Source organism: Bradyrhizobium iriomotense (genome assembly GCF_018129405.1).
GTDB classification, from domain to species: domain Bacteria; phylum Pseudomonadota; class Alphaproteobacteria; order Rhizobiales; family Xanthobacteraceae; genus Bradyrhizobium; species Bradyrhizobium iriomotense_B.
In genome coordinates this window covers 56,296-77,010 of record NZ_JAFCLP010000006.1, presented here as the reverse complement: position 1 = coordinate 77,010, position 20,715 = coordinate 56,296, and the positions used below count along the sequence as shown (strand labels likewise).

Sequence of the window (20,715 nt, the reverse complement as noted above, 5' to 3'; positions counted from 1 at the left end):
GCATACGCGCCCGTGCGACAGGCGGACGTTTTCCGGACCGACTAATTGTCCAGTTCGCGATAGCGACGAAAGATACCCTGCTCGTTGAAGGCGATACGGCGCGGGCTGGCAAGATAGGCCTTGATGTTCGGGCGCGCAGCGACGCGATCGTGCAAGCCGACGAGGCCCGGGATGTCTGTCTCGAACGCCGTCATGCGTTTCGGAAACGCGTAGCGCAGTCCGGCGACGATCTGGAACAGCGAGAGATCGACGTAAGTGAGCCGGCGGCCGGTGACGTAAGCGCCGCCATTGCCGGCGAGCAGCTGCTCGAAATAGCCGAGATATTTCGGCACGCGCTCGTCCCAGAATTCGGCCGTGCGCTTCTTCGCCGGCGCCTTCTGGTCCTCGTAGTACATCGAAGGCCCGAGCGGATGATGGGTGTCGTGGATTTCGACCACGAGATCGGTGATGGTCAGCTGGAGCTGGTGCACCCAGAACTTGCCTGCTTCCGTCTTCGGCGCAAGCCCATGGCGGGCGCCGAGATAGAGCAGGATATTGGCGGTCTGGCCGATGACGAGCTTGCCGGCTTTCAGGAACGGCGGCGCAAAGGGCGGAGTGCCCTTCTGCGCCTCCATCACCTTCATCATCGAAGCCGTCCCGCGCGCCGCCCGCGCGACGTCGACGTAGGCCGCGCCCGCCTCCTCCAGCGCCAGCCGCACATATTCGCCGCGGCCCTGGATCTCGGGCCAGTAATAGAGCTCGTATTTCATGGGGACAGTCCTTTGAGACGCGCGGAACAAGCTTAGCACGCGACGCAAGTTCCGTCGTCGTGGGGCGGAACATCGGCCCCACACGTCATTGCGAGCGCACGCGAAGCAATCCAGAATCTTGCCGCGGAGGCAGTCTGGATTGCTTCGCGGAGCCTGTCATCGGGCCGCGCTTCGCGCGGACCCGTTGGCTCGCAATGACGGAGGAAAGAGCGGCTCAGCGCCTCAATTCGCCGCAAAGCAATACAGCAGCCCGTCGCCGCCGGTGCTCTTCAGATCGGCCTGCGAGCAACCGCCATCGGGACCGCGCGAGGGGTGAGAGCTGTTCCAGGACTTTGACGGTTCGTCGTCGCCCAGGCCCTTACGGTCGGCATGGCCCACGACCGCGGCGCCTTGCGTGCTCGACGTCCAGTTCTTGCAGGTCTTGTCGTCACCCGCGGCAAAAGCGGTGCCGTCGGCCTGCGATCCCGTGAGGATGTCGTGCCGGTTCGGCGTGTCGCCGGCGCCGTTGTTGACCTCGCCCTTCTCGCTGAGCGCGGTCTGCTTGGTGAGATTGTTGGCCGCGCTGTGCAGGTTGGCAACGTCCTTGGCGATGACCGCGCCCTTGGCATTCTGCCACGGTCCCTTGCCGATGCGATCGCGCGCGTTGACGGCCGGCTTGCCCTCGGCGGCCTGCGTCGAGAGATAGGCGCGCCAGGTCTTGCTGCCGGCGCCGGCGGCCTGAGCGAGCTTCTGGCATTGCGCATCGGCTCCCTCCAGGCCGCCAAGATCTGCGCCCTTGCCCGGGCCGCTGGAGGTCACGAAGAAGGTCATGTCGGTTGACTGCGCATGCACGGATGGCGCCGCGAGCAAGGCCAGCGTGAGCGCGAGGCCCGAAATCGTCACGGATCTCTCGATACGGATCATCTTGTCCTCCCAGTTGTGTTTTTCGTTGGCCGCCTGATTTTCAACCCGACGCACGCCCGCTTATTCCGATGCCGCGATGCGAGAGGTCCAAAAGAAAAGGGCGCCGTGCAAGAAGCACGACGCCCTGGTTTCTCATCTCGTCTGCGATCAGTTGGTCTGCTGGATCGCCGACAATTCCCAGCCGCCGTTCGGGCGACGGGCGAAGGTCCAGACCTCGGTGGCCTCGCCCGGCTGCTCGCTGCCGGCGACGACCGCGCCGGTGTTGCGGTCCACCGTCTTGTCGGTGAGCGCGAAGCGCAGCGCCACCGTGGCGTAGTCGGTCTCGCCTTCGCGCCAGGCTTCCGCGAGGTCGCCCTGCAGCAACTTCACGTTGGTGACCTTGTTGACGACGTTGCGCGCGCGGTTCTGGGCCAGGTCCTGCTCGAAATAGGAGACCATTTCCGGCGTCGCGAGCGTGTGCAGCTTGGCAACGTCCTCGTTCGACCATGCGGTCTGGACATCGCCGAGCAGGCGCTCGAACGCTTCATAGTCGTCCGGCTTGATCTCAAGCGGCGCGTTGTTGGCGCCGAAGCCGAAGCCGCCAAGTCCACCGCCGAGACCACCGCCACCGAGGCCGCTGCGGTAGTTCGTCTGCGGTCCCGGACCGGCGCTGGCGTCAGCATTGGCATAGGCCGCCTGCGGCGAGTGACGGCGCTGCCACCAGGACATCGCCAGCCGCACCACCAACACCACCAGTGCGATCTGGATGATCAGGCCAATGATCGACGACAGGCCGCCGAGGCCGCCGAACAGGCCGCCGCCGAACAGCATGCCGAGCAGGCCTGCGCCGAGGAAGCCGGCCGCGAGGCCGCCCATGAAGCCGCCGGCGCGGCCGAACAGGCCGCCGCGCGCCGGCGCGGTCGCAGCCGAGTTCATGCCTGCGCCCGGCTGGGTGTAGGTACGGTTGAACTGCGAGGTCGAGCCCGGCGCGGTTGTGGTCGACGGCGGAGCCGAATAGGTGCGCGAGCCGCGCGAACCCGACGACATGCCGCCACCGACGCGCGCGTCGGCGGACGAAATGGCGAGCGCAGTCGGCAGCGCAAGCGCCAGCACGACGGCGAGCGTCTTGAAGAGAGAGCGGGATCGTTGCGAGAAAGTCATGTGCGTTTCCCAAATCCCCGGCATGGGGACGTGGCCCTAAGATGGGCAGACTTCCCGAAAAGTGAAGCCGGTTTCGGGACCGATGGCTGCGGCCCTCAGTCGCGGGGATGTGGCAAAAGCCCATATTTGACGGGGGTTTGGCCGGGGTGCGCCGGGGAACCGTGGTCGCCGGTTACCGGCGGGTTAACGGCGGGAATTCCGCTTTTTCCTCGTCATTGCGAGGAGCCCTTGCGGCGAAACAATCCAGACGGGCCGTCGCGGAGAAGTCGCACATATGCCTCCCCGATGTCGTCCTGGCGAACGCCAGGACCCATTACCCCAGGAGGCGGTTTGGCGAAGATTGGTCGTTCGGGATTGGCAGGGGACGCAATCGAGAGATCACGCGGTATGGGTCCTGGCCTTCGCCAGGACGACGGCCGAGATTGTTGCGCGTCGGTGCAATCTTTCGACCGCGCCCCTCACCCCTGCTTCGTCATCGTCTCCTTCACCGCCGCCACGAGCTGGCTGAGGGTGAACGGTTTTGGCAGGAAGTCGAACTGCTGGCCCTCGGGCAGGCTCTTCTCGAAGGCGTCCTCGGCGTAACCGGAGACGAAGATGAACTTGATGTCGGGGTTCTTCTCGCGCATCGCCTTCAGCAGCGTCGGGCCATCCATCTCCGGCATCACGACGTCGGAGACGACGAGATCGATCGCGCCGCTTTGCTCCTCCAGCACCTCCATCGCCTCGACGCCGTTCTCGGCCTCGACCACGGTGTAGCCGCGCGAGCGCAGGCCGCGGGCATTGAGCGCACGCAGGCCCTCCTCGTCCTCGACCAGCAGGATGGTGCCCTGCCCGGTGAGATCGGTCCGCGGCTTCGCCTCTGCCGGCGCGGCGGCTTCCTTCGCGGCGCCATTGGTCGTGCTGACCACCGCTGCCGGCTGCTCGACCTGCACCTCCGGCTCGGCATGGTGGCGCGGCAGGAAGATGTGGAACGAGGTGCCTTGTCCCGGCTCGGAATCGACGTAGATGAAGCCGCCGGTCTGCTTGACGATGCCGTAGACGGTGGAGAGCCCGAGGCCGGTGCCCTTGCCGACCTCCTTCGTCGAAAAGAACGGCTCGAAAATCTTGTCGCGGATGTCGGCGGGAATGCCGGTGCCGGTGTCGGCGACCTCGATCCGGACATAGTCCGCGGCCGGCATGCCCTTGTAGGCGAGCTTGCCGGCATCCTCGGTCGTGACGTTGGCGGTGCGGATGATCAGCTTGCCGCCGTCGGGCATCGCGTCGCGCGCGTTGACCGCGAGGTTGACGATCACCTGCTCGAACTGGGAGACGTCGACCTTGACCGGCCAGAGGTCGCGGCCGTGGATCAGGTCGAGCTTGACCTTCTCGCCGATCAGGCGGCGCAGCAGCATGGTGAGATCGCTCAAAGCATCGCCGAGATCGAGCACCTGCGGCCGCAGCGTCTGGCGCCGCGAAAACGCCAGCAGCTGCCGCACCAGGGTGGCGGCGCGCGTCGCATTCTGCTTGATCTGCATGATGTCCTGGAACGACGGATCGGTCGGCTTGTGCGCGTTCAGCAGGAAATCGTTCGCCATCATGATGGCGGAGAGCACGTTGTTGAAGTCGTGGGCGATGCCGCCGGCGAGCTGGCCGACCGTCTCCATCTTCTGCGACTGGTTGATCTGGTTCTCCAGCGCGCGCCGCTCGGTGGTCTCGAGCATGTGCACGATGGCAGCTTCCGCCTCGTTCTCGGCCGCGTCCACCGGCGTGACGAAGAACTGGCCCCAACGTTCCTTGGTCCCTTCCAGCGCCACCTCGACCGGCGCGATGTCGGCCTGGCCTTCGGCGGCCTGGTTGATGGCCGCGATCAGGAGGTGGCGATCGCGCGAATTGACCGCGCGGAAGATCGACTTGGAGGCGCTGTCGAGCCCGAGCGCCTGCCCGAGCTTGGCATAGCGCGCATTGGCGCGCACGACGTTGCCGGCACGGTCGACGGTCGCAATCGCCATCGGCGTGTGGTCGAAGAAGCGCATGAAGCGGACTTCGGCGGCGCGATCGGGATCGCTACGCTCGTCGCGGGCGCGGCTGATGACGAGGGTGCGGGACGGCCCCGGGGCGCCGTCGGCGCCGAAGGCGAGCTTGTGATAGAGCCGCACCGGCATGGTCTTGCCGGTCCGCATGCGCAGGTCGATGTCGAAGACCTCGGTCTTCACCTCGCCCGGCACCGCCACGATCGCGGTCAAAAGCGAGGCGCCATCGCCGGAGACGATGTCGGTGAGCTTCAGGCCGCCCGAGCCGATCTCGGCGAGGTCGTAGTCGAGCCAGTTCGCCAGCGTCGCATTGACATAAGCGAGCTCCCCGGCCGGATTGACCGAGAAGAAGCCGCAAGGCGCGTGGTCGAGGTATTCGATCGCGTGCTGGAGCTCCTGGAACACGTCCTCCTGGCGCTCGCGGTCGCGGGTGATGTCGGCGATCGACCACACCGCGTATTTCGACTCGCGCTTGCCGGTACCGAGCGGGCGCACGCGCATGCGCAGCCAGCGGCCCTGGCTGCCGTCATGGCCGGAGATCCGCACCTCCTCCTGCTGGCGCTTGCCCTCGCGGGCGGCCTTGAGCAGGCGGAACACGGCTTCGGAGACGTCTGGATTGCCGATGAAGACGCGCTCCACGGGACGCACGTCCTGCGGACCGCTGGCGCCGGTCAGCGTCAGATAGGCCGCGTTGGAATAGACCACGTGTCCGCGCGCATCGGTGACGGCGAGCCCGTCGAACGCGTGATCGGAGATGCGGCCGATGATGGGATCATCGAGACTACGGTCGGCGAAGCGGATGATGCCGGCGGCAAAGGCGAACAGGTTGAACAGGCCGACCATCGCCAGCACGGCGAGGATGCCGAGGATATAGGGCTGCGCCTGCGCGCGCCCGAGCGTCATCAGACCGACGGCGACGGCGACGAGGCCGGCGGCCACCAGCAGCACCAGCGCAATGCTGCCCGAGCGCGGCGACGGCTCGTGCGCCGCAACGGGCTCGCGTGTGAGGTCGTGGTCGGTCTCAGCAGTCATCTCGAGCTGGCGCAGCCTGTTGGCAGAGAATCAACGCGCTGCCGCGCGCGCAGGGCCTTCCCTGCCTCAATCGGACCCGCAGGCGCAAGGGCAGCAGGGTTGAAAGGTACGCTGATTCCCAGATTACAGCCATTTCCGATACTTTTCGGGGGTTTTAGCCACGCCCGGCGCGGAATCCCTGTTTCAGCCGCATGACGTAGCCGATGACCTCGGCGACCGCATGGTAGTGCTCGGTCGGGATTTCCTGGTCGATGTCGACGGTGGCATAGAGCGCACGGGCCAGCGGCACGTTCTCGACGATGGGGATGTCGTGCTCGCGCGCGATCTCCCGGATCTTGAAAGCGAGGTTGTCGACGCCCTTGGCGACGCAGATCGGCGCCGACATGCCGCGCTCGTAGGACAGCGCCACCGAATAGTGGGTCGGGTTGGTGATGATCACCGAGGCCTTGGGAACCGCCGCCATCATGCGCTTCTTGGCGCGCTGCTGCCGGAGTTGCCTGATCTTGCCCTTGATGTGCGGGTCACCTTCGGACTGCTTGAACTCTTCCTTGATCTCCTGGAGCGACATCTTCTGCCGCTGGAACCAGCTGCGGTACTGGAAGAAATAATCGGCAATGGCGATGATCGCGAGCGCCGCGACCACCGCGCCGAGCAGGTGCACGGTCATGCTGGTGGTGGCGCCGAGCATGGCAGCCGGATCGAGCCTGACCATCGCCTCCATGCGATGCCGTTCCGGCCACAGGATCATGGTCATGACCACGCCGAGCGCGATCAGCTTGCCGAGACCCTTGAGGAAGTTTGCCGCCGCCTGCTTGCCGAAGATGCGCTTGAAGCCGGCGCCGGGCGAGATCTTGCTGAACTTGGGCTTCAGGGATTCGGCCGACCACACCAGGCGGTGCTGCAGCATGTTGCCTGCGATCGCCGCCAGCACCAGCATCAGGAGAGGCACGCCGATCGCAGCGAGCACGGCAAATTCGATCTGCTGCATCAGCTTGAGCAGATTCCCGCCGTCGGTCTTGATCATCCAGGAATTGGCGAGCAGGTTGCGCATCGGCGTCACCAGCCCGCTGCCGACCGAGCCCGAGAACGTCGACACCACGAGCGTGCCGCCCGCGATCATGAACCAGGTGTTGATCTCCTGGCTCTTGGCGACGTCGCCGCGTTCGAGCGCATCGTCGAGACGTTTTTGTGTCGGGTCTTCTGTTTGACTCTCTGGATCGTTGTCTTCCGCCATCGATCCCTCGTTACTTGAGTGGCATCATCTGGTGCATAACACCGATGAAGTAATCGAGAAACGTGCCCATCATCGCGGTGAGCACCACGGCGAGCACCAGGAAGCCCACGAAGATCGAGAGCGGCACGCCGACGAAATAGACCTGCATCTGCGGCATCAGCCGCGCCAGCACGCCCAATCCGATGTTGAAGACGAGGCCGAACACCAGGAACGGCCCCGAGAGCTGCAGGCCGAGCCGGAACGCCGCGGCGAAGGCGCGCGTCGCGAGCGAAGCGACGTCGCCGCTTGACACGGTCTCGCCCGGCGAGAAGATCGCATAGCTGTCGTTCAGCGCAGCGATCACCAGATGATGGCTGTCGGTGGCGAACAGCAGCGTCACCCCCAGCATGGTCAGGAAGTTGCCGACCAGCACGCCCTGCTGCCCCTGCGTCGGATCGACCGAAGTGACGAAGCCGAGCCCCATCTGCTGCGCGATCACGGAGCCCGCGACCTGCAGCGCCGACAGCGTCACGCGCGCGGTCGCGCCGAGCACGATGCCGATCACGATCTCATGCAGCATCAGCACCAGCAGCGGCGCCAGCGATCCCATGTCGACGTGGTAGGCGTTGCGATGCAGCGGCAGGATGATCAGCGTGAGCAGCAGCGCGATCGACAGCTTGATCCGCGTTGGGATATTGGTCTCGCCGAGGCCCGGCAGCAGCATCACCATCGCGCCGACCCGGGCGAAGGCGAGCATGAAGGACGCGGCGAGCGCCGGCAGCAGCGAGACGTCGATGCGCATAGCGGGCGCATTGTGCCTCAGCCGCCGATGATTCGCGACGAGATCCGCAGCATGTGGGCATGGAGCGAGTCGGCCATGAACGGCAGCGCCAATAGCATCGTGGCGAAGATGGCCAGGATCTTCGGCACGTAGATCAGGGTCTGCTCCTGGATCTGCGTCAGCGCCTGGAACAGCGACACGATGACGCCGACCACGAGCCCGACCACCATCAGCGGCGAGGACACGATCACGATGGTCCAGATCGCATCACGCGCGACGTCGAGGGTCTCGGGTCCGGTCATTTAAATTCTCGCTTCCGATAATTTCCGTCATTCCGGGGCTCGCGCAGCGAGAACCCGGAATCTCGAGATTCCGGGTTCGGTGCTTCGCACCGCCCCGGAATGACAGCATCCGTCAGATCGGCATCTTCATGATGTCTTCATACGCCGAGATCACGCGGTCGCGGACCGATACCAGCGTGGAGACGGCGACGTCGGTGTCGGCGACCGCCGTCACCACGTCCATCACGTTGGCCTTGCCGGCGGCCATCGCCACCGTCTGCGCGTCGGACTTGCGGCCGGATTCCATCACGCTGCCGACGGCGTCTTTCAGCAACGAGGCGAAGGATTGCCCGCCCGGCTCGCCGCCCTTGCCGGCGCCGCTGTTCTCCAGCACGCGGGCGAGGTTGGCATAGGCGTTGGCGGCGATTGTCGGTGATGCCATGGCTCAAATGTCCTGTTCAGCTCTTGAGGATGTCGAGCGTGCGCTGGATCATCCGGCGCGTCGCACTGATGATGTTGAGATTGGCCTCATAGGACCGCTGCGCATCGCGCATGTCGGTCATCTCGACCACCGAGTTCACGTTGGGATATTTGACGTTGCCGGTCGCATCCGCAGCCGGATTGTTCGGCTCGTATCTGACGCGGAAGCTGGACCGATCGGGCTTGATTCTGCCGAGGGTGACGACCTGCGCGTCGAGCGTGCGGTCGAGCGCGGAGGAGAAGGTCGGAACCTTGCGCCGGTAGGGATCGCCGCCCGCGGTCTGCGAGGTCGAATCCGCGTTCGCGATGTTTTCCGAGATCACCCGCATGCGGCCGGCCTGCGCGCGCAGGCCGGAGGTCGCGATCGCCATCGAGCGGGCAAAGTCGCTGCTGTCATTCGCCATGATCTGCCTCCGCTAGCCCTGCTGTTCCCGGATCATGCTCTAGCCCTTGCCGATCGCGGTCTTGAGCAGATGCAGGCTCTTCGAATAGAGCGAGGTCGCCGCCGCGTAGTCCATCTGGTTGCTGGCGGCCTTCATCATCTCCTCTTCGAGGTTGACGGCATTGCCCGCGGGACGGGTCTCGAAGCCGGCATTCTTGTTCTGGTCGAAGCCCGAGGCCGCGCCTGATGGTTTCATGTGCGAGGCGCTGGTGACGGTCAGCGTCAGGGGGCCCATCGAGCCCGCAACGGCGCCGGTCTTGTCGAGCTTCGGCTCGACCAGGTCGCGCGGCCGGAATTTGGGCGTATCGGAGTTGGAGACGTTCTCGGACAGGACGCGCTGGCGCTCCTGATGCCACTGCATCTTGGTGCGAAGCGCCGACAGCACCGGGAGGTCGTTGATGGACATCGTTGCGGCTCCTTCCGCCGTCGGACTTGTGTCCGAAGCTAGGCAGAATTTGCCGCCTGTATGGTTAACAGGTGGTTAAGGATACCGCCGGGACATGTCCCCAGGCGGGACACGACCTTGCGATCCCGTGATTCTACGCATCAAAAAGCGGCATTAACCCAACCGCTTGGCGGCACACGCACGGGCCAAGAAGTCGTTTTGGATCGGGCGATTCATAGGTTATTAAGAGTTGGGGACGGCAAAACTTGCCGTGGAACGTTAAGAGATCGCAGTTTGGGGCATCGTACGCCGGTGGTTGGCGCAGCTGACCACGGGCCCGAGAAAAGCGCCATTTGTCGGGGACAAGTATGCAAGGCAGCCCTATCACCTTCATCGTCGCGTTCATCGTCGTTCTGGCGTTGATCGGCGTCGCTGCATGGCTTGTTCGCCGATTCGCCGGCAACCGGATCGGCGCCAACACCCAGCGCGGCCGGATGCCCCGGCTCGCGGTGATCGATGCCGCCGCGGTCGATGGCCGGCGCCGCCTGGTGCTGGTCCGGCGCGACAATGTCGAGCATCTCCTGATGATCGGCGGCCCGACCGACATCGTCGTCGAGCCCAACATCGTGCGCGCCGCGCCCGGCCGCGACCAGCTCCCGCAGCGTCCCAACGCCGCCGAGCCGCCGCGCCTTGCCCCGATGCCCGATGCCGGCGCCTGGGCCGACGAAGCGCCACGGCCGGAACTGCTCGATCATCCCGAGCCGCAAATGCCCGAGCCGCCGCCGCGGCCCGCGCGGCCGTCGTTCGCCGACGAAGTGCGCCGGCCCGCGCCCGCTTTGGCCGAACGCCGCAGTGAGCCGGCCCTGCCCGGCTTTCCGCCGGAGCCGATGGCGCCGCGCCCCGAGCGCGAGCCGCGGCCCGAACCGCTCCCGCCGCGTGTTGCTCGCCCCGAGCCGCCGCTGATGCCGCGTCCGCCGCGCCAGAGCGAGCCGGTGAAGGTGCCGCCGCTGCGCGCCGAGCGCGCAGCTGCGCCGCCGCCTCCTCCCCCGGTGCCGCAGGCCCCGCCCGTTCCCGCGCCGGCACCCGCCGCAGCCGCGCCCTCGAGCGCCGAGCAGAATCTTGCCGAAATGGCGCAGCGGCTAGAGGCCGCGCTGCGCCGCCCGGCCGGCGAAACGGTCGCGCCTCCGGTTGCGCCGGAGCCGCCCGCCGCTCCGCCGCGCGTTGCGCGCAGCGAGCCACCGGCGCCCCCGGCCCCGCCGCCGAAGCCCGCCGCGGAGAAGACCAGCTTTGAAAATCTCGAAGACGAGATGGCCTCGCTGCTCGGCCGTCCGAAGCCGTCTTCGTGAGGCTGCCGGCCCTCCCGCGTAGAGTTCTTTTCCTTTCTGTCCTGTTCGGTGCGGCTTCGCTCGCGATGCCCGCGCACGCGCAGGACATCAGCATCAATCTCGGCGGCCAGGGCGGCGGCGTCACCGAGCGCGCGATCCAGCTGATCGCGCTGCTCACGGTGCTCTCGATCGCGCCGTCGATCCTGATCATGATGACGTCGTTCACGCGCATCGTGGTCGTGCTGTCGCTGCTGCGCACCGCGATGGGCACGGCGACCGCACCGCCGAACTCGGTGATCATCGCGCTCGCGATGTTCCTCACCTTCTTCGTGATGGGACCGGTGCTGCAAAAGTCCTACGACGAGGGCATCCGTCCGCTCGTCGCCAACCAGGTCAGTGTCGAGGATGCGCTCCAGCGCGCCTCCGTCCCCTTGCGCGGCTTCATGCAAAAGAACGTGCGCGAGAAGGACCTCAAGCTGTTCCTCGACCTCTCCGGCGAGCCGCCGCCCGCCACCCCCGACGACCTCGGCTTACGCATCCTCGTTCCCGCCTTCATGATCTCCGAGCTCAAGCGCGCCTTCGAGATCGGGTTCCTCTTGTTCCTGCCCTTCCTGATCATCGACCTCGTCGTCGCCTCGGTCTTGATGTCGATGGGCATGATGATGCTGCCGCCGGCGACGATCTCGCTGCCGTTCAAGCTGATCTTCTTCGTGCTGGTCGACGGCTGGTCGCTGGTGGCCGGGAGTTTGGTGCAGAGTTACGGGGGATAGCGGCCTCGATCTCCGCTGTCATGCCCCGGCTTGACCGGGGCATCCAGTACGCCGCGGCTTCTCGGGTCAATCACGGCCGTCACGGAGTACTGGATCGCCCGGTCAAGCCGGGCGACGACACCGAGTACGTAGTGCGCGACTGCGTTGCGTAGACCTGCCCCCTACCCCTTCACGTCATACTGCTTGCTGAGATGATCGCCGATCTGAACCAGCATGGCGACGCTTTCGGGAAAGCCCGGTTTGTTTCGCGTGGCCTGATCGGCGTCGGCACGGAACTCCCAGCTATCGCCGTCGCGAACGATGGAGATGGCGAAGCCGTCCGGGCCATCGACATGGGCCTTCAATTCGGCCCGCGCCATAGCGATGAGTTCGGCTTCGGTCTTGGCAGGCTTGTTCATATCGTCCCTCTCCCGGCATGAAGACGTGCAGGTTGCCGCCTCGCGCGGCAGCTGTCGAGAGGTCCAGAGGTAGCAGGGTTCCTAGCGCGTCATCTTGATCTGCCGCACGGCGGGGATCGTGGGCAGCGAGCCGGTGTGGTCGCTCTCGTCCCTGGCCTGCGGCGAGGCCGGCGCGCGGGCGGTGGCGTCGGGGAAGCGCTGCTTCATCTCGCGCAGGAAGCCGTCGAGCGTGTCGACGCTAGCGGCAAGCTTGGCGATCTCGGCGAATTCGGCGCTGGAGGCCGCAGCCGGCTTGCTGGCGATGTCGAAGGCCAGACGGTCGGCGCTCTCGCTCATCAGCGGCGCGTATTTCTCGCGGAAGCGCGACAGCCCGATCGAGTCGTCGGCGAGCGCATAGCCGACGGCGGCGCGGATGATGTCGCTCTTCTCCACCGCGTTGAGCGGCTTGAAGTCGCGGAAGCGCTCGCCATAGTACAGCTCGATCTGCTCGGCGGACTCGCGCCAGCGCCGCGCCGCCCAGAAGATGTCGGAGCGCAGGCGGAGCACCTCGCGCCCGGAGACGTTGGAGACGATGTCGAGCGCGAGATCGTGACGGCCAACGTCGCTCTGCGCGCGCGCTTCGAGCAGCAGGCGCTGCTGCCTGAGCTCGCCGGAGAGATCGCTGATGCGGCTTGCGCGCAGCGCCGAGATCGCCTTGTCGGGCCTGCGGTTGGCGAGATAGATCATGGACAGGCGCGCGGCAACCTGGGCGCGGGCGGCGCCTTCGAGGCGGTGGTCGACCTGGTACTGCAAGAGCTCGGCGGCCTGGTCGAGCAGGTCGATCGAGGCGAGACGGTCGGCCAGACGCCGGATCAGTTCGTCGCCGCGGCGGCCGATCGGCGTCAGCTCGCGAAACTCGTAGAACATGCCGAGCGCTTCGACCACCGGCAGCTCGTCGCCCTTGGGGCCTAAGAAGATTTGCGTGAACAGCTCGGAGGCGAGGTCCTGCGCCTGGCGCGAGGCTTCGGCGTTCGGCTGCAGCCTCGTCGCGGTGCGCGCCGCCGTGAGCGCATCACGGTAGCGCCCGTTCGCGGCGTACAGCTGCGACAGCATCTGCAGCGTCTTGACCTCGATCGCATCGCCGCGCCAGGTCATCGACAGCGTCTCGAGCTCGCGTAGCGCGTCTTCCTTGCCGATCTCGTCGCTCTTCTGGCGCAGCGCCACCTCGAGCTGCTTGGCCTCGGCCGCAGCCAGGCGATCGTTCGAGGCGACCGCAAATTTGTAGTCGTCGAGCGCATCCTTGTCGTGGCCGAGCGCCTCGGCGAGCCGGCCGCGCAACACTGCAAAGCCGGGCGCAGCCTCGGGGGATACGCCGACGACCTCGAGCTCGCTGCGGCGCTTGGAGGCGCCGGCATAGTCCTTCACTTCGAGCGAAGCCCGCATCGCGTCCATGGTCACGATGCGCTGGATGTCGAGCGGCAGCGAGGCGATGGCGAATTCGACGTTCTTGAACTTCTCGCGCGCGTCCGCCCATTTGCCCTGCCGCGCATAAGCGAGCGCCTTCCAGAGCAGGGAGTCATGGCTGTTGCCGATCACGGGATTGGCGAGGTCCTTCAGTCCCTGTGCCGGCCGGCCGATCAGTATGCTCGCGATCGCGTGCATGATCAGGGCGCCACTCTCCTCCTTGTTGAGCGGATCGGCCAGCATCAATTCGGTCACGGCCTTGGCTTCGTGATACATCGCGCGCGACATGTAGAACTGCGCGAGGTCGAGCCGCGGCAGCGAGCGCATCGCCGGATCGACGGCGGAAATCGCCATGACCAGATCGCTCTGCCGCGTCCAGAAATTCTCCGACTGACCCTTGCGCCAGCCTTCGCGACTGAAGATCGGGCGCACCGCGGTCGGCGCCCGCTCGGCCGAGATGTCGACCGGCGACAGCGTCAGCCCACCCTTCTTGCCGAGAATGACCTTGTCGGCCCCGACCTCGACGCCGACCTCGTCGGAGTTCAGCCGGATCGCGATGCCGTGCGCGGATTCCAGCAGCGAGAGATCGACGAGGTCCTGCCGCTTGATGAAGCCGCGGACCGGCCGCTGCGCGGTGACGACATAGAGCGTGTCGCCGGCATCGGGGTCGGTCAGCTTGTGCAGCTGGCCCGGGTTGGCAAAGGGGATCGCGATGTTGGCGAGCGCGGGATCGGTGATGTTGCGCGACATCATTAGCGGCAGCGGCGTCGCCTGGATCCTGTCGGCGAGGGTCAGCAGCCAGTTGGTCTCCTTGCCGACCTCCTCGCTCGTCAGCGAGTAGACCAGCGGCCGCGTGAGACGGATGCGCACCGCCTGCCCCTTGTCGAGCGGAACGCGGCCGACCTCTCCGATCATCGCGCCGCCCTTGGTGCGGATCGCCTCGAGGTCGATCGGCTTCGGTGTGTCGAACACCAGCCAGATGGTGTCGCCGCGGCGGAACGCCGCCGCAGCGGTCGAAACCTGAAGCGGGAACGTGACGCGCAGGCCATCGCTGTCGCGGCGCACGTCGACGCCGGCGACAACGGGCTGCGGCGCCGCCGCCTCGGTCGGCGCGGCCTTGCCGGCTTCCTTGACCGGCTCCTTCGCAGCTTCCGTCACGACCTCCTTGGGCGCCTCGACCGTTGCAGGCTTGGCAGGCGCGGCCGGAGCCTCGGCAACAGGCGCCGGTTTCGGAACGTCCTTGGGCGCTTCCACAGCGTGCGGCGCTTCGGCGGCGACCACGGGAGCCGGTTTCGGCGCTTCGACGACCGGCACCGCGGCGGGAGCTTCCGGCTTCACCTCGGGCTTCACGTCGATCTTGGCCTCGCGCGCGATCGTCTCCGATGTCGGCGGCGTAATCTCGCGACGGACCTCCTTCGGCTTCTCGGCCGCCGGCTTGTCCGGCGCAGGCGCCGGTGCATGGCCCGCAGGCTTGGCCTGCGCGATCGCCGCCTCCGGCGTCATGGCCGTCTTGCCCTTGTCCGGCTGGAAGGAGACGTCGACGACGTAGTTCTTGTCGTCGCGGAAGGAGTGCACGTCGGAATCGCCGATCAGCGCGATCTCGACACTGGTCTGGTCGATGTCGGCCTTCTGCTTGATCGAGGCGACGTTCGGCGGCGCGGCGACGACCGCGTCCGCAAGATCGAAATTGAGGTTGGCGTTGAACATCAGCGTGAGCTTCTGCTCGTTGAGCACGGAGGACACGCCGACGCCGTCAGGCATCTCGAACACGAAGCGGACGAAGGTCGGCTGCACCGAGGCGCGGACGCGGATCTGCGGTCGTTTCTTGGTCTCGGCCGCGGCGCGCTGGGCGCGCAGCGCCCGTTCCGCGATACGCGCGCGCTCGGCGAGCTCCTTGACCACGTCCATGGGCAGGCTCGGCGGCGGTCCCTTCCAGCCCTCCGGCAGGAGGTCGATGAAGGTGCGCTCGCCGGCGTTCATGGTGTTGACGGTGACGCGCCGCGCCAGCGACAGGCGGATGGCACCGCCATCGGGGTCGCGGCGGGCGGAGTTGACGTAGTCGGGCGCGCCTTCCGGAACGCGGTCGACGGGAACCTCGACCGCACGGTCGAAGCGGATGATGAGGATGGAGCCGGCCGTCGTCACCTCGGACGGAACATCCTCGCCGAGCTTGATGACGAGACGGGCAAAGCCGCCGCCGGCCGAAAAACTCGCCTCGCCCCTGATGGCATCGGCCGCCCGGCCGGGCGCCGCGAGGCCGATCAGGAGGCAGGCTGCCAGCACCGGTGCAGTGCGGGCGTGACGCGACAGCCGCCGCGCCAAGGCGCGGGCTCGCGACACAAATCCAGCGGCAGCCTCTCGCGCCATTTGCGGCATGTCTTCCGGTTCGGCGGTTCACGCCGGCAACTGGTGCCGGCCGATGCCCTCGAATGTAGGTTTTGCCAATTAAGGACTTCTTAAGTATGAGCCCTCAATTCGGCTTTTGCGTCGGCCTGCCGTCGATCTTGGGCAGGTCGCCGGCCAAGGCCGATTGATCGCCGCCGCCATTGGCACGGCGGGCCATCTCGACCGTGAGCCGCTCGGCGGCCTCGGGCGACATCAGGCCGAGGATGTCCGACATCTTTCGCGGCGCGATGGCCGAGGCGATCTCGATCAGCACGCCCATCTCCAGCCGGTCGAACACCCGCGCGGCATCCTTCGGCTTCATGCCCTCATACATGGTGACGAGGCCCTTCATGCGCTGGGCTTCGGCGGCCTTCTGCTCGGCCTGGGTCGCGGAGATGCGGGTTTCCACCGCCTTCATCTCCTCGACCTTGTTCTCGATGCGCTTCTCGGCGGATTTGAGCAGGCTCTCGCGGATGTCGATCTCGCGCTGGCGGGCCTCGATCTCCTGGCGGCGCGCCTGCAGGCGCTCGAGGATCGCGCGCTCCGAGGCAGAGACCTGCGGCTGGCCTTCCTCCACCTTGACCACGGTGCCTTCGGGCTTGGTCTCGGGCGCGGCGGGCTTGGGCGCCTCCTTCGGCGCGCCATGGGTCGAACCGGTGATGTCGGGGTCCTCGCGGCCGGTCGGGAAGTTCAGATTCTCCTGCGCCCAGGACTTCCTGGTCTGGTTCGGCTGGTAGTCGAAGACATAGCCGCCATTGATCACGAGGCCCGCGACCTTGAGCGTGGCGAGACCTGCGACGGCAACCAGGACGACCGGAATGACGCGGATGTTACGAAAGGACTTCATACCCTGACTTCATGCGGCAAGGCCGTTGGATCGGCGGCGCTCGGAGAAGGCTTCGGCCGCAGCCGCCACCGCCTTCGCCGACGAGGGTTTTGCAACGGGCGCGGCAGCGGTTTCCGGATTGGTGACGGGGCGCGCGGCGATCGCGATCTTGGACAGGCGCCGCACCACGTTGTCGGCTTCGCCGAGCTGCTTGTAGAGCTGGTCCGACATCTGGGTCGCCGCCGCGAGCTGGCTGCCGAGGTTCTCGTTGACGTCGCGCACGGCGAGCTTCAGCCCGCCGATCGCGCGCTCGGCGATCTCGGTCGCGGTGATCAGCTCGGCGATGACCGCCTTCAGCGAATGCTCGTCCGCCTTCAGCCGCGTCAGCCGCTTGTTCAGCAGGATACAGTAGCCGATCGTGAGCATCAGCAGGATAGCCACCAGCGTCTCGATCGCCATTCCCAGGGAGTGGTTCATGGGGCCTCCATCATCTTGTTCTGCTCGTCCACCTTCTCGAACATCGCAAGTGTCGTACTTGGCTTGCGCAGGGGTTTCGTCACGCGGATCGCGACGCGGTCGCCGACCCGGCCCATCCGCCCCTCGGTCAGCGTGACGTCGCCGCAGCGCACGGTCACGTTGGCATCGGCGCGCATGTCGAGCGGCAGCGTGTCGCCGACCTTGAGCCGCATCAGCTGCTTGAGCGGAATGTCGGCCTCGTAGAGCACGGCATCGACGGCGATCTCGGCCTGCACGATCTCGGTGGCGAAATGGCCTTCCCAGACCGGGTCGCGGCCGAACTTTTCGCCCATGAACATCTGGAGCAGGACGCCCCGGATCGGCTCGATGGTCGCGTAAGGCAGCAAGAGCTCGATGTTGCCGCCGCGGTCTTCCATGTCGATGCGCAGGCGCACCAGGATCGCGGCGTTGGCGGGGCGGCTGATCGCGGCGAAACGCGGATTGGTCTCGAGCCGGTCGATCGTGAAGGTCACCGGCGACAGCGGCCGGAACGCCTGCTCGGCATCGGCCAGCACCACCTCGACGAGGCGCTTGACCAGTTCGGTCTCGATCGTGGTGTAGGGCCGGCCCTCGATGCGGAGCTGGCTGGTGCCGCGGCGGCCGCCGAGCAGCACGTCGATCATCGAATAGATCAGGTTGGAATCGACCGTCGCCATGCCGAAGTTTTCCCACTCCTCGGCCTTGAACACCGAGAGCACGGCGGGCAGCGGGATCGAGTTCATGTAGTCGCCGAAGCGCACCGAGGTGATGCGGTCGAGCGAGACTTCGACGTTGTCGGAGGTGAAATTGCGCAAGGAGGTCGTCAGCAGCCGCACCAGGCGGTCGAAGACGATTTCGAGCATCGGCAGACGCTCGTAGGAGACCATCGCCGAATCGATGATCGCGCGAATGCCGGAATGGTCGTCGAGCGTGACGTCGCCGACGGTGAAGCCGAGGAGGTTGTCGATCTCCTCCTGCGACAGCACCCGCTCGCCGGAATTCTTGCCGGTGCCGAGATCGCGGCTGCCGTCCTCGACCATGGCCGCCCATTGCAGGGCCATGGTCTCCGATAGTTCGTTTTCGGCAGCGGCCTTCGCGGCCTCCGCCGGATCCTCGGAATCGAGCGACGCCTCCCATTGGGCGGCAATCGCATCCTGGTCCATTTGCTCGTTGCCGGCCATGACGCTAGCCCATTGCCATCATCACTGGATCACGACTTCCTTGAACAGCACCGCACTGACCTGGATCGGCGCGACCGCCGCGTTGACGCGCTTGGTCAGCTCTTCCTTGAGGCGGAAGATGCCGGCGGAGCCGTTGAGGTCGGAGGAGCGCAGTTCGCGCACATAGGTCTGGAAGATGTCGGTGACGCGCGGCATGGTCGGCTTGATCGCCTCGATCTGCTTCTCTTCCTTCAGCTCCAGCACGATCTTCAGCTTCAGATATTGCACGCGCTCGCCGGGCGCGCCGGCGAGATTGACCATGATGTCGGGCACGTCGACGAAGGCCGGCGGCTTCGGCGGAGGCGCTACCTCGGCATGATGCTCGTCGTCGCCGTGACGGAAGAAGAAGAACCAGGTCGCAGCACCGCCGCCGAGGACAGCGAGCAGGCCGACAGCCATGATGATGAGCTTGAGCTTGTTCTTCGGGGGAGCGGCTTCTGCGCCCTCAGCGCCTGCGCCGCCTTCCGCTTCATTCTCTGCCATGGCCGCTTAGGCTCGCTCATCTCTTAAAGGAATCGAAAGAGCGAAGCCCCCTGGCAGACAGTGACGCGATACGAATGTCCCAGCGCAATGCGCTCCTCTTGCACGCAAACGCTACGGTAATAATGGTTAACGGTTTCTTTCGATCGGGCCTCAGCTAGGAAAAATCTGCCGGGCAAACATGGCTAACAGAACCTTTCTGCCGCCTCCCCGCACCCTCGAAAAACTATCAACGCATTGAAATTTAACTACTTTTCAGGTTGGCACGGCTTTCGCTGAGAGAGGGCCGGGACTGAACGGTTTGGGAGAACCCGACGGTCTCGTTCACGGGGTCCGCCAAGGCGCTTGGGAGAGCGAGGTGGCAGATCTCACTCAGGGGAGATCCTCCGATGCAGAACGCGCTTCTGATCGGCTTGTCACGGCAGATGACGTTGGAACGGCAGATGGATGTCGTCGCCAACAACGTCGCCAATGCCAACACCAACGGCTTCAAGGCCGACCATTCGCTGTTCGAGGAGTACCTCAACTCGAACGCGCGTGAGGACAATTTCATCGGCTCCGACCGCCGGGTCTCCTATGTGCAGGACCGCGGCACCTTCCGCGACGTCGGCCAGGGGCCGATGGAGCCGACCAACAACCCGCTCGACATGGCGATCGACGGCAACGCGTTCTTCGCGGTGCAGGTCAACGGCGCCGAGCGCTACACCCGCGACGGCAAGTTCTCGCTCAACAGCACCGGCCAGCTCGTCACCTCCGACGGCAACCTCGTGCTCGGCACCGGCGGCCCGATCACCTTCCAGCCGACCGACCACGACATCAACATCGCGCCCGACGGCACCATCACGGTGCTCGAGGGCACGGCCAGAACCGACTCGATCCGCGGCAAGATCCGCATGGCCTCGTTCGACGATCCGGCCAACCTGACCAAGCTCGGCGCCAACCTCTATGCCGCAGGCTCCGCGAACCAGCAGGCCGACACCAAGTCGACCGTGCGCCAGGGCTACATCGAGAAGTCGAACGTGAACTCGGTCGGCGAGATGACCCGCATGGTCGAAGTCATGCGCAGCTACACCGCCATCGCCAACCTGCTGCAGCAGCAGAGCGACCTCCACAAATCGGCGATCGAGAAGCTCGCCGACGTTCCGGCCTGATTGAGGGAGAACTGACATGCAGGCGCTTCACACCGCAGCGACCGGAATGGCGGCACAGGAACTCAACGTTCAGGTGATCTCCAACAACATCGCGAACCTCCGCACCACCGGCTTCAAGAAGCAGACCGCGGCGTTCCAGGACCTGATCTACGAGCACGTGCGCCGCGTCGGCGCGCAGGCCTCGGACCAGGGCACCATCCTGCCCGTCGGCGTCGACATCGGCGGCGGCGTCAAGACCGTCGGCACGCCGCGCAGCATGACGCAAGGCACGCTGTCGCAGACCGGCAACGACCTCGACCTCGCGATGTCGGGCGAAGGCTTCTTCAAGATCCTGATGCCCGACGGCACCTATCAGTACACCCGCGACGGCACCTTCCAGATGGACAATCAGGGCCGCGTCGTCACCGCGCAGGGCAACCCGGTGCAGCCGACCATCACCATCCCGAACAACGCCTCGGGCATCACCGTGAACGAGCAAGGCCAGGTCTCGGTCACGTTGCCGGGCTCGTCGACCTCCTCGGTCATCGGCACGATCAACGTGACCCGCTTCATCAACAAGGCGGGCCTGCAGCCGGTCGGCAGCAACCAGTTCACCGAGACGCCGTCCTCCGGCCCGCCGCAGGACGGCACCGCCAACACCGAAGGCTACGGCAAGATCACGCAAGGCAGCCTGGAGCAGGCTAATGTCGACGTCGTCTCGGAGATGAGCGACCTGATCGCCGCCCAGCGCGCCTACGAGATGAACGCCAAGGTCATCAGCGCCGCCGACCAGATGATGCAATCGACCACGGCGCTGTTCCGCTGAGG

The 20,715-nt window shown here is 66.1% G+C and carries 20 protein-coding genes; 4 read left to right on the top strand and 16 right to left on the bottom strand.

Features of this window, described 5'->3' with window-relative positions; genetic code table 11:
* Positions 1-41: 41 nt before the first annotated feature.
* The 10 genes from JQ592_RS15450 to flgB form a co-directional block, all read right to left on the bottom strand.
* Positions 42-749 carry a glutathione S-transferase gene (locus JQ592_RS15450; RefSeq protein ID WP_211403696.1) on the bottom strand — a complete coding sequence of 236 codons (708 nt, stop codon included), beginning with the start codon at positions 747-749 and terminating at the stop codon, positions 42-44.
* 222 nt (positions 750-971) lie between these two features.
* Entirely contained in the window at positions 972-1,652 is a 681-nt protein-coding gene (locus JQ592_RS15445) for a lectin (RefSeq protein ID WP_211403695.1), read from the bottom strand.
* Positions 1,653-1,799: 147 nt separating this feature from the next.
* Entirely contained in the window at positions 1,800-2,816 is a 1,017-nt protein-coding gene (locus tag JQ592_RS15440; RefSeq protein WP_211403694.1) for a Tim44 domain-containing protein, read from the bottom strand.
* 434 nt (positions 2,817-3,250) lie between these two features.
* Complete coding sequence (gene cckA, locus JQ592_RS15435) at positions 3,251-5,833, bottom strand: cell cycle histidine kinase CckA (protein WP_211403693.1); 2,583 nt, start codon at positions 5,831-5,833, stop codon at positions 3,251-3,253.
* A gap of 154 nt (positions 5,834-5,987) precedes the next feature.
* The gene (gene flhB, locus JQ592_RS15430) at positions 5,988-7,067 is read right to left on the bottom strand and encodes a flagellar biosynthesis protein FlhB (protein ID WP_211403692.1); all 1,080 of its coding nucleotides are present in this window, start codon (positions 7,065-7,067) and stop codon (positions 5,988-5,990) included.
* 10 nt (positions 7,068-7,077) lie between these two features.
* Entirely contained in the window at positions 7,078-7,848 is a 771-nt protein-coding gene (gene fliR / locus JQ592_RS15425) for a flagellar biosynthetic protein FliR (RefSeq protein WP_211403691.1), read from the bottom strand.
* Positions 7,849-7,865: 17 nt separating this feature from the next.
* Positions 7,866-8,129, bottom strand: coding sequence for a flagellar biosynthesis protein FliQ (fliQ, locus tag JQ592_RS15420; RefSeq protein ID WP_011088555.1), 264 nt, complete (start codon positions 8,127-8,129; stop codon positions 7,866-7,868).
* A 112-nt stretch (positions 8,130-8,241) separates the two neighbouring features.
* A complete protein-coding gene (fliE, locus tag JQ592_RS15415) occupies positions 8,242-8,550 on the bottom strand; it encodes a flagellar hook-basal body complex protein FliE (protein ID WP_211403690.1) in 309 nt (102 codons plus the stop codon).
* A gap of 16 nt (positions 8,551-8,566) precedes the next feature.
* The gene (gene flgC / locus JQ592_RS15410; RefSeq protein WP_211403689.1) at positions 8,567-8,992 is read right to left on the bottom strand and encodes a flagellar basal body rod protein FlgC; all 426 of its coding nucleotides are present in this window, start codon (positions 8,990-8,992) and stop codon (positions 8,567-8,569) included.
* A 39-nt stretch (positions 8,993-9,031) separates the two neighbouring features.
* Positions 9,032-9,436: a flagellar basal body rod protein FlgB gene (flgB, locus tag JQ592_RS15405; protein ID WP_211403688.1), complete on the bottom strand. Its 405-nt coding sequence runs from the start codon at positions 9,434-9,436 to the stop codon at positions 9,032-9,034.
* Between the two features lie 347 nt (positions 9,437-9,783).
* Between flgB and JQ592_RS15400 the strand changes: the two genes are divergently transcribed.
* Both JQ592_RS15400 and fliP read left to right on the top strand, forming a co-directional pair.
* Positions 9,784-10,761 (top strand): flagellar biosynthetic protein FliO, encoded by a 978-nt coding sequence (locus JQ592_RS15400; RefSeq protein WP_211403687.1) that lies wholly within the window; start codon positions 9,784-9,786, stop codon positions 10,759-10,761.
* Complete coding sequence (gene fliP / locus JQ592_RS15395) at positions 10,758-11,510, top strand: flagellar type III secretion system pore protein FliP (RefSeq protein ID WP_211403686.1); 753 nt, start codon at positions 10,758-10,760, stop codon at positions 11,508-11,510. Before JQ592_RS15400 ends, fliP begins: the two co-directional genes overlap by 4 nt.
* 161 nt (positions 11,511-11,671) lie before the next feature.
* Here the strand turns inward: fliP and JQ592_RS15390 are convergent, their stop codons facing one another.
* The 6 genes from JQ592_RS15390 to fliL all read right to left on the bottom strand — a co-directional run bounded on the left by JQ592_RS15390 (position 11,672) and on the right by fliL (position 18,760).
* Positions 11,672-11,908: a hypothetical protein gene (locus tag JQ592_RS15390; RefSeq protein ID WP_211403685.1), complete on the bottom strand. Its 237-nt coding sequence runs from the start codon at positions 11,906-11,908 to the stop codon at positions 11,672-11,674.
* Positions 11,909-11,989: 81 nt separating this feature from the next.
* On the bottom strand, positions 11,990-15,718 hold the full coding sequence (locus JQ592_RS15385) for a tetratricopeptide repeat protein (protein WP_211403684.1): 3,729 nt from the start codon (positions 15,716-15,718) through the stop codon (positions 11,990-11,992).
* Positions 15,719-15,821: 103 nt separating this feature from the next.
* Positions 15,822-16,583 (bottom strand): MotE family protein, encoded by a 762-nt coding sequence (locus JQ592_RS15380; protein ID WP_211403683.1) that lies wholly within the window; start codon positions 16,581-16,583, stop codon positions 15,822-15,824.
* A gap of 9 nt (positions 16,584-16,592) precedes the next feature.
* Entirely contained in the window at positions 16,593-17,039 is a 447-nt protein-coding gene (locus JQ592_RS15375; RefSeq protein WP_183240172.1) for a DUF6468 domain-containing protein, read from the bottom strand.
* Positions 17,036-18,238, bottom strand: coding sequence for a flagellar motor switch protein FliM (gene fliM / locus JQ592_RS15370; protein ID WP_211403682.1), 1,203 nt, complete (start codon positions 18,236-18,238; stop codon positions 17,036-17,038). Before fliM ends, JQ592_RS15375 begins: the two co-directional genes overlap by 4 nt.
* Before the next feature lie 21 nt (positions 18,239-18,259).
* A complete protein-coding gene (gene fliL, locus JQ592_RS15365) occupies positions 18,260-18,760 on the bottom strand; it encodes a flagellar basal body-associated protein FliL (RefSeq protein WP_211403681.1) in 501 nt (166 codons plus the stop codon).
* Positions 18,761-19,146: 386 nt separating this feature from the next.
* Between fliL and flgF the strand changes: the two genes are divergently transcribed.
* The gene (gene flgF, locus JQ592_RS15360; protein WP_211403680.1) at positions 19,147-19,908 is read left to right on the top strand and encodes a flagellar basal-body rod protein FlgF; all 762 of its coding nucleotides are present in this window, start codon (positions 19,147-19,149) and stop codon (positions 19,906-19,908) included.
* A gap of 16 nt (positions 19,909-19,924) precedes the next feature.
* A complete protein-coding gene (flgG, locus tag JQ592_RS15355) occupies positions 19,925-20,713 on the top strand; it encodes a flagellar basal-body rod protein FlgG (RefSeq protein ID WP_211403679.1) in 789 nt (262 codons plus the stop codon).
* Positions 20,714-20,715: the final 2 nt, after the last annotated feature.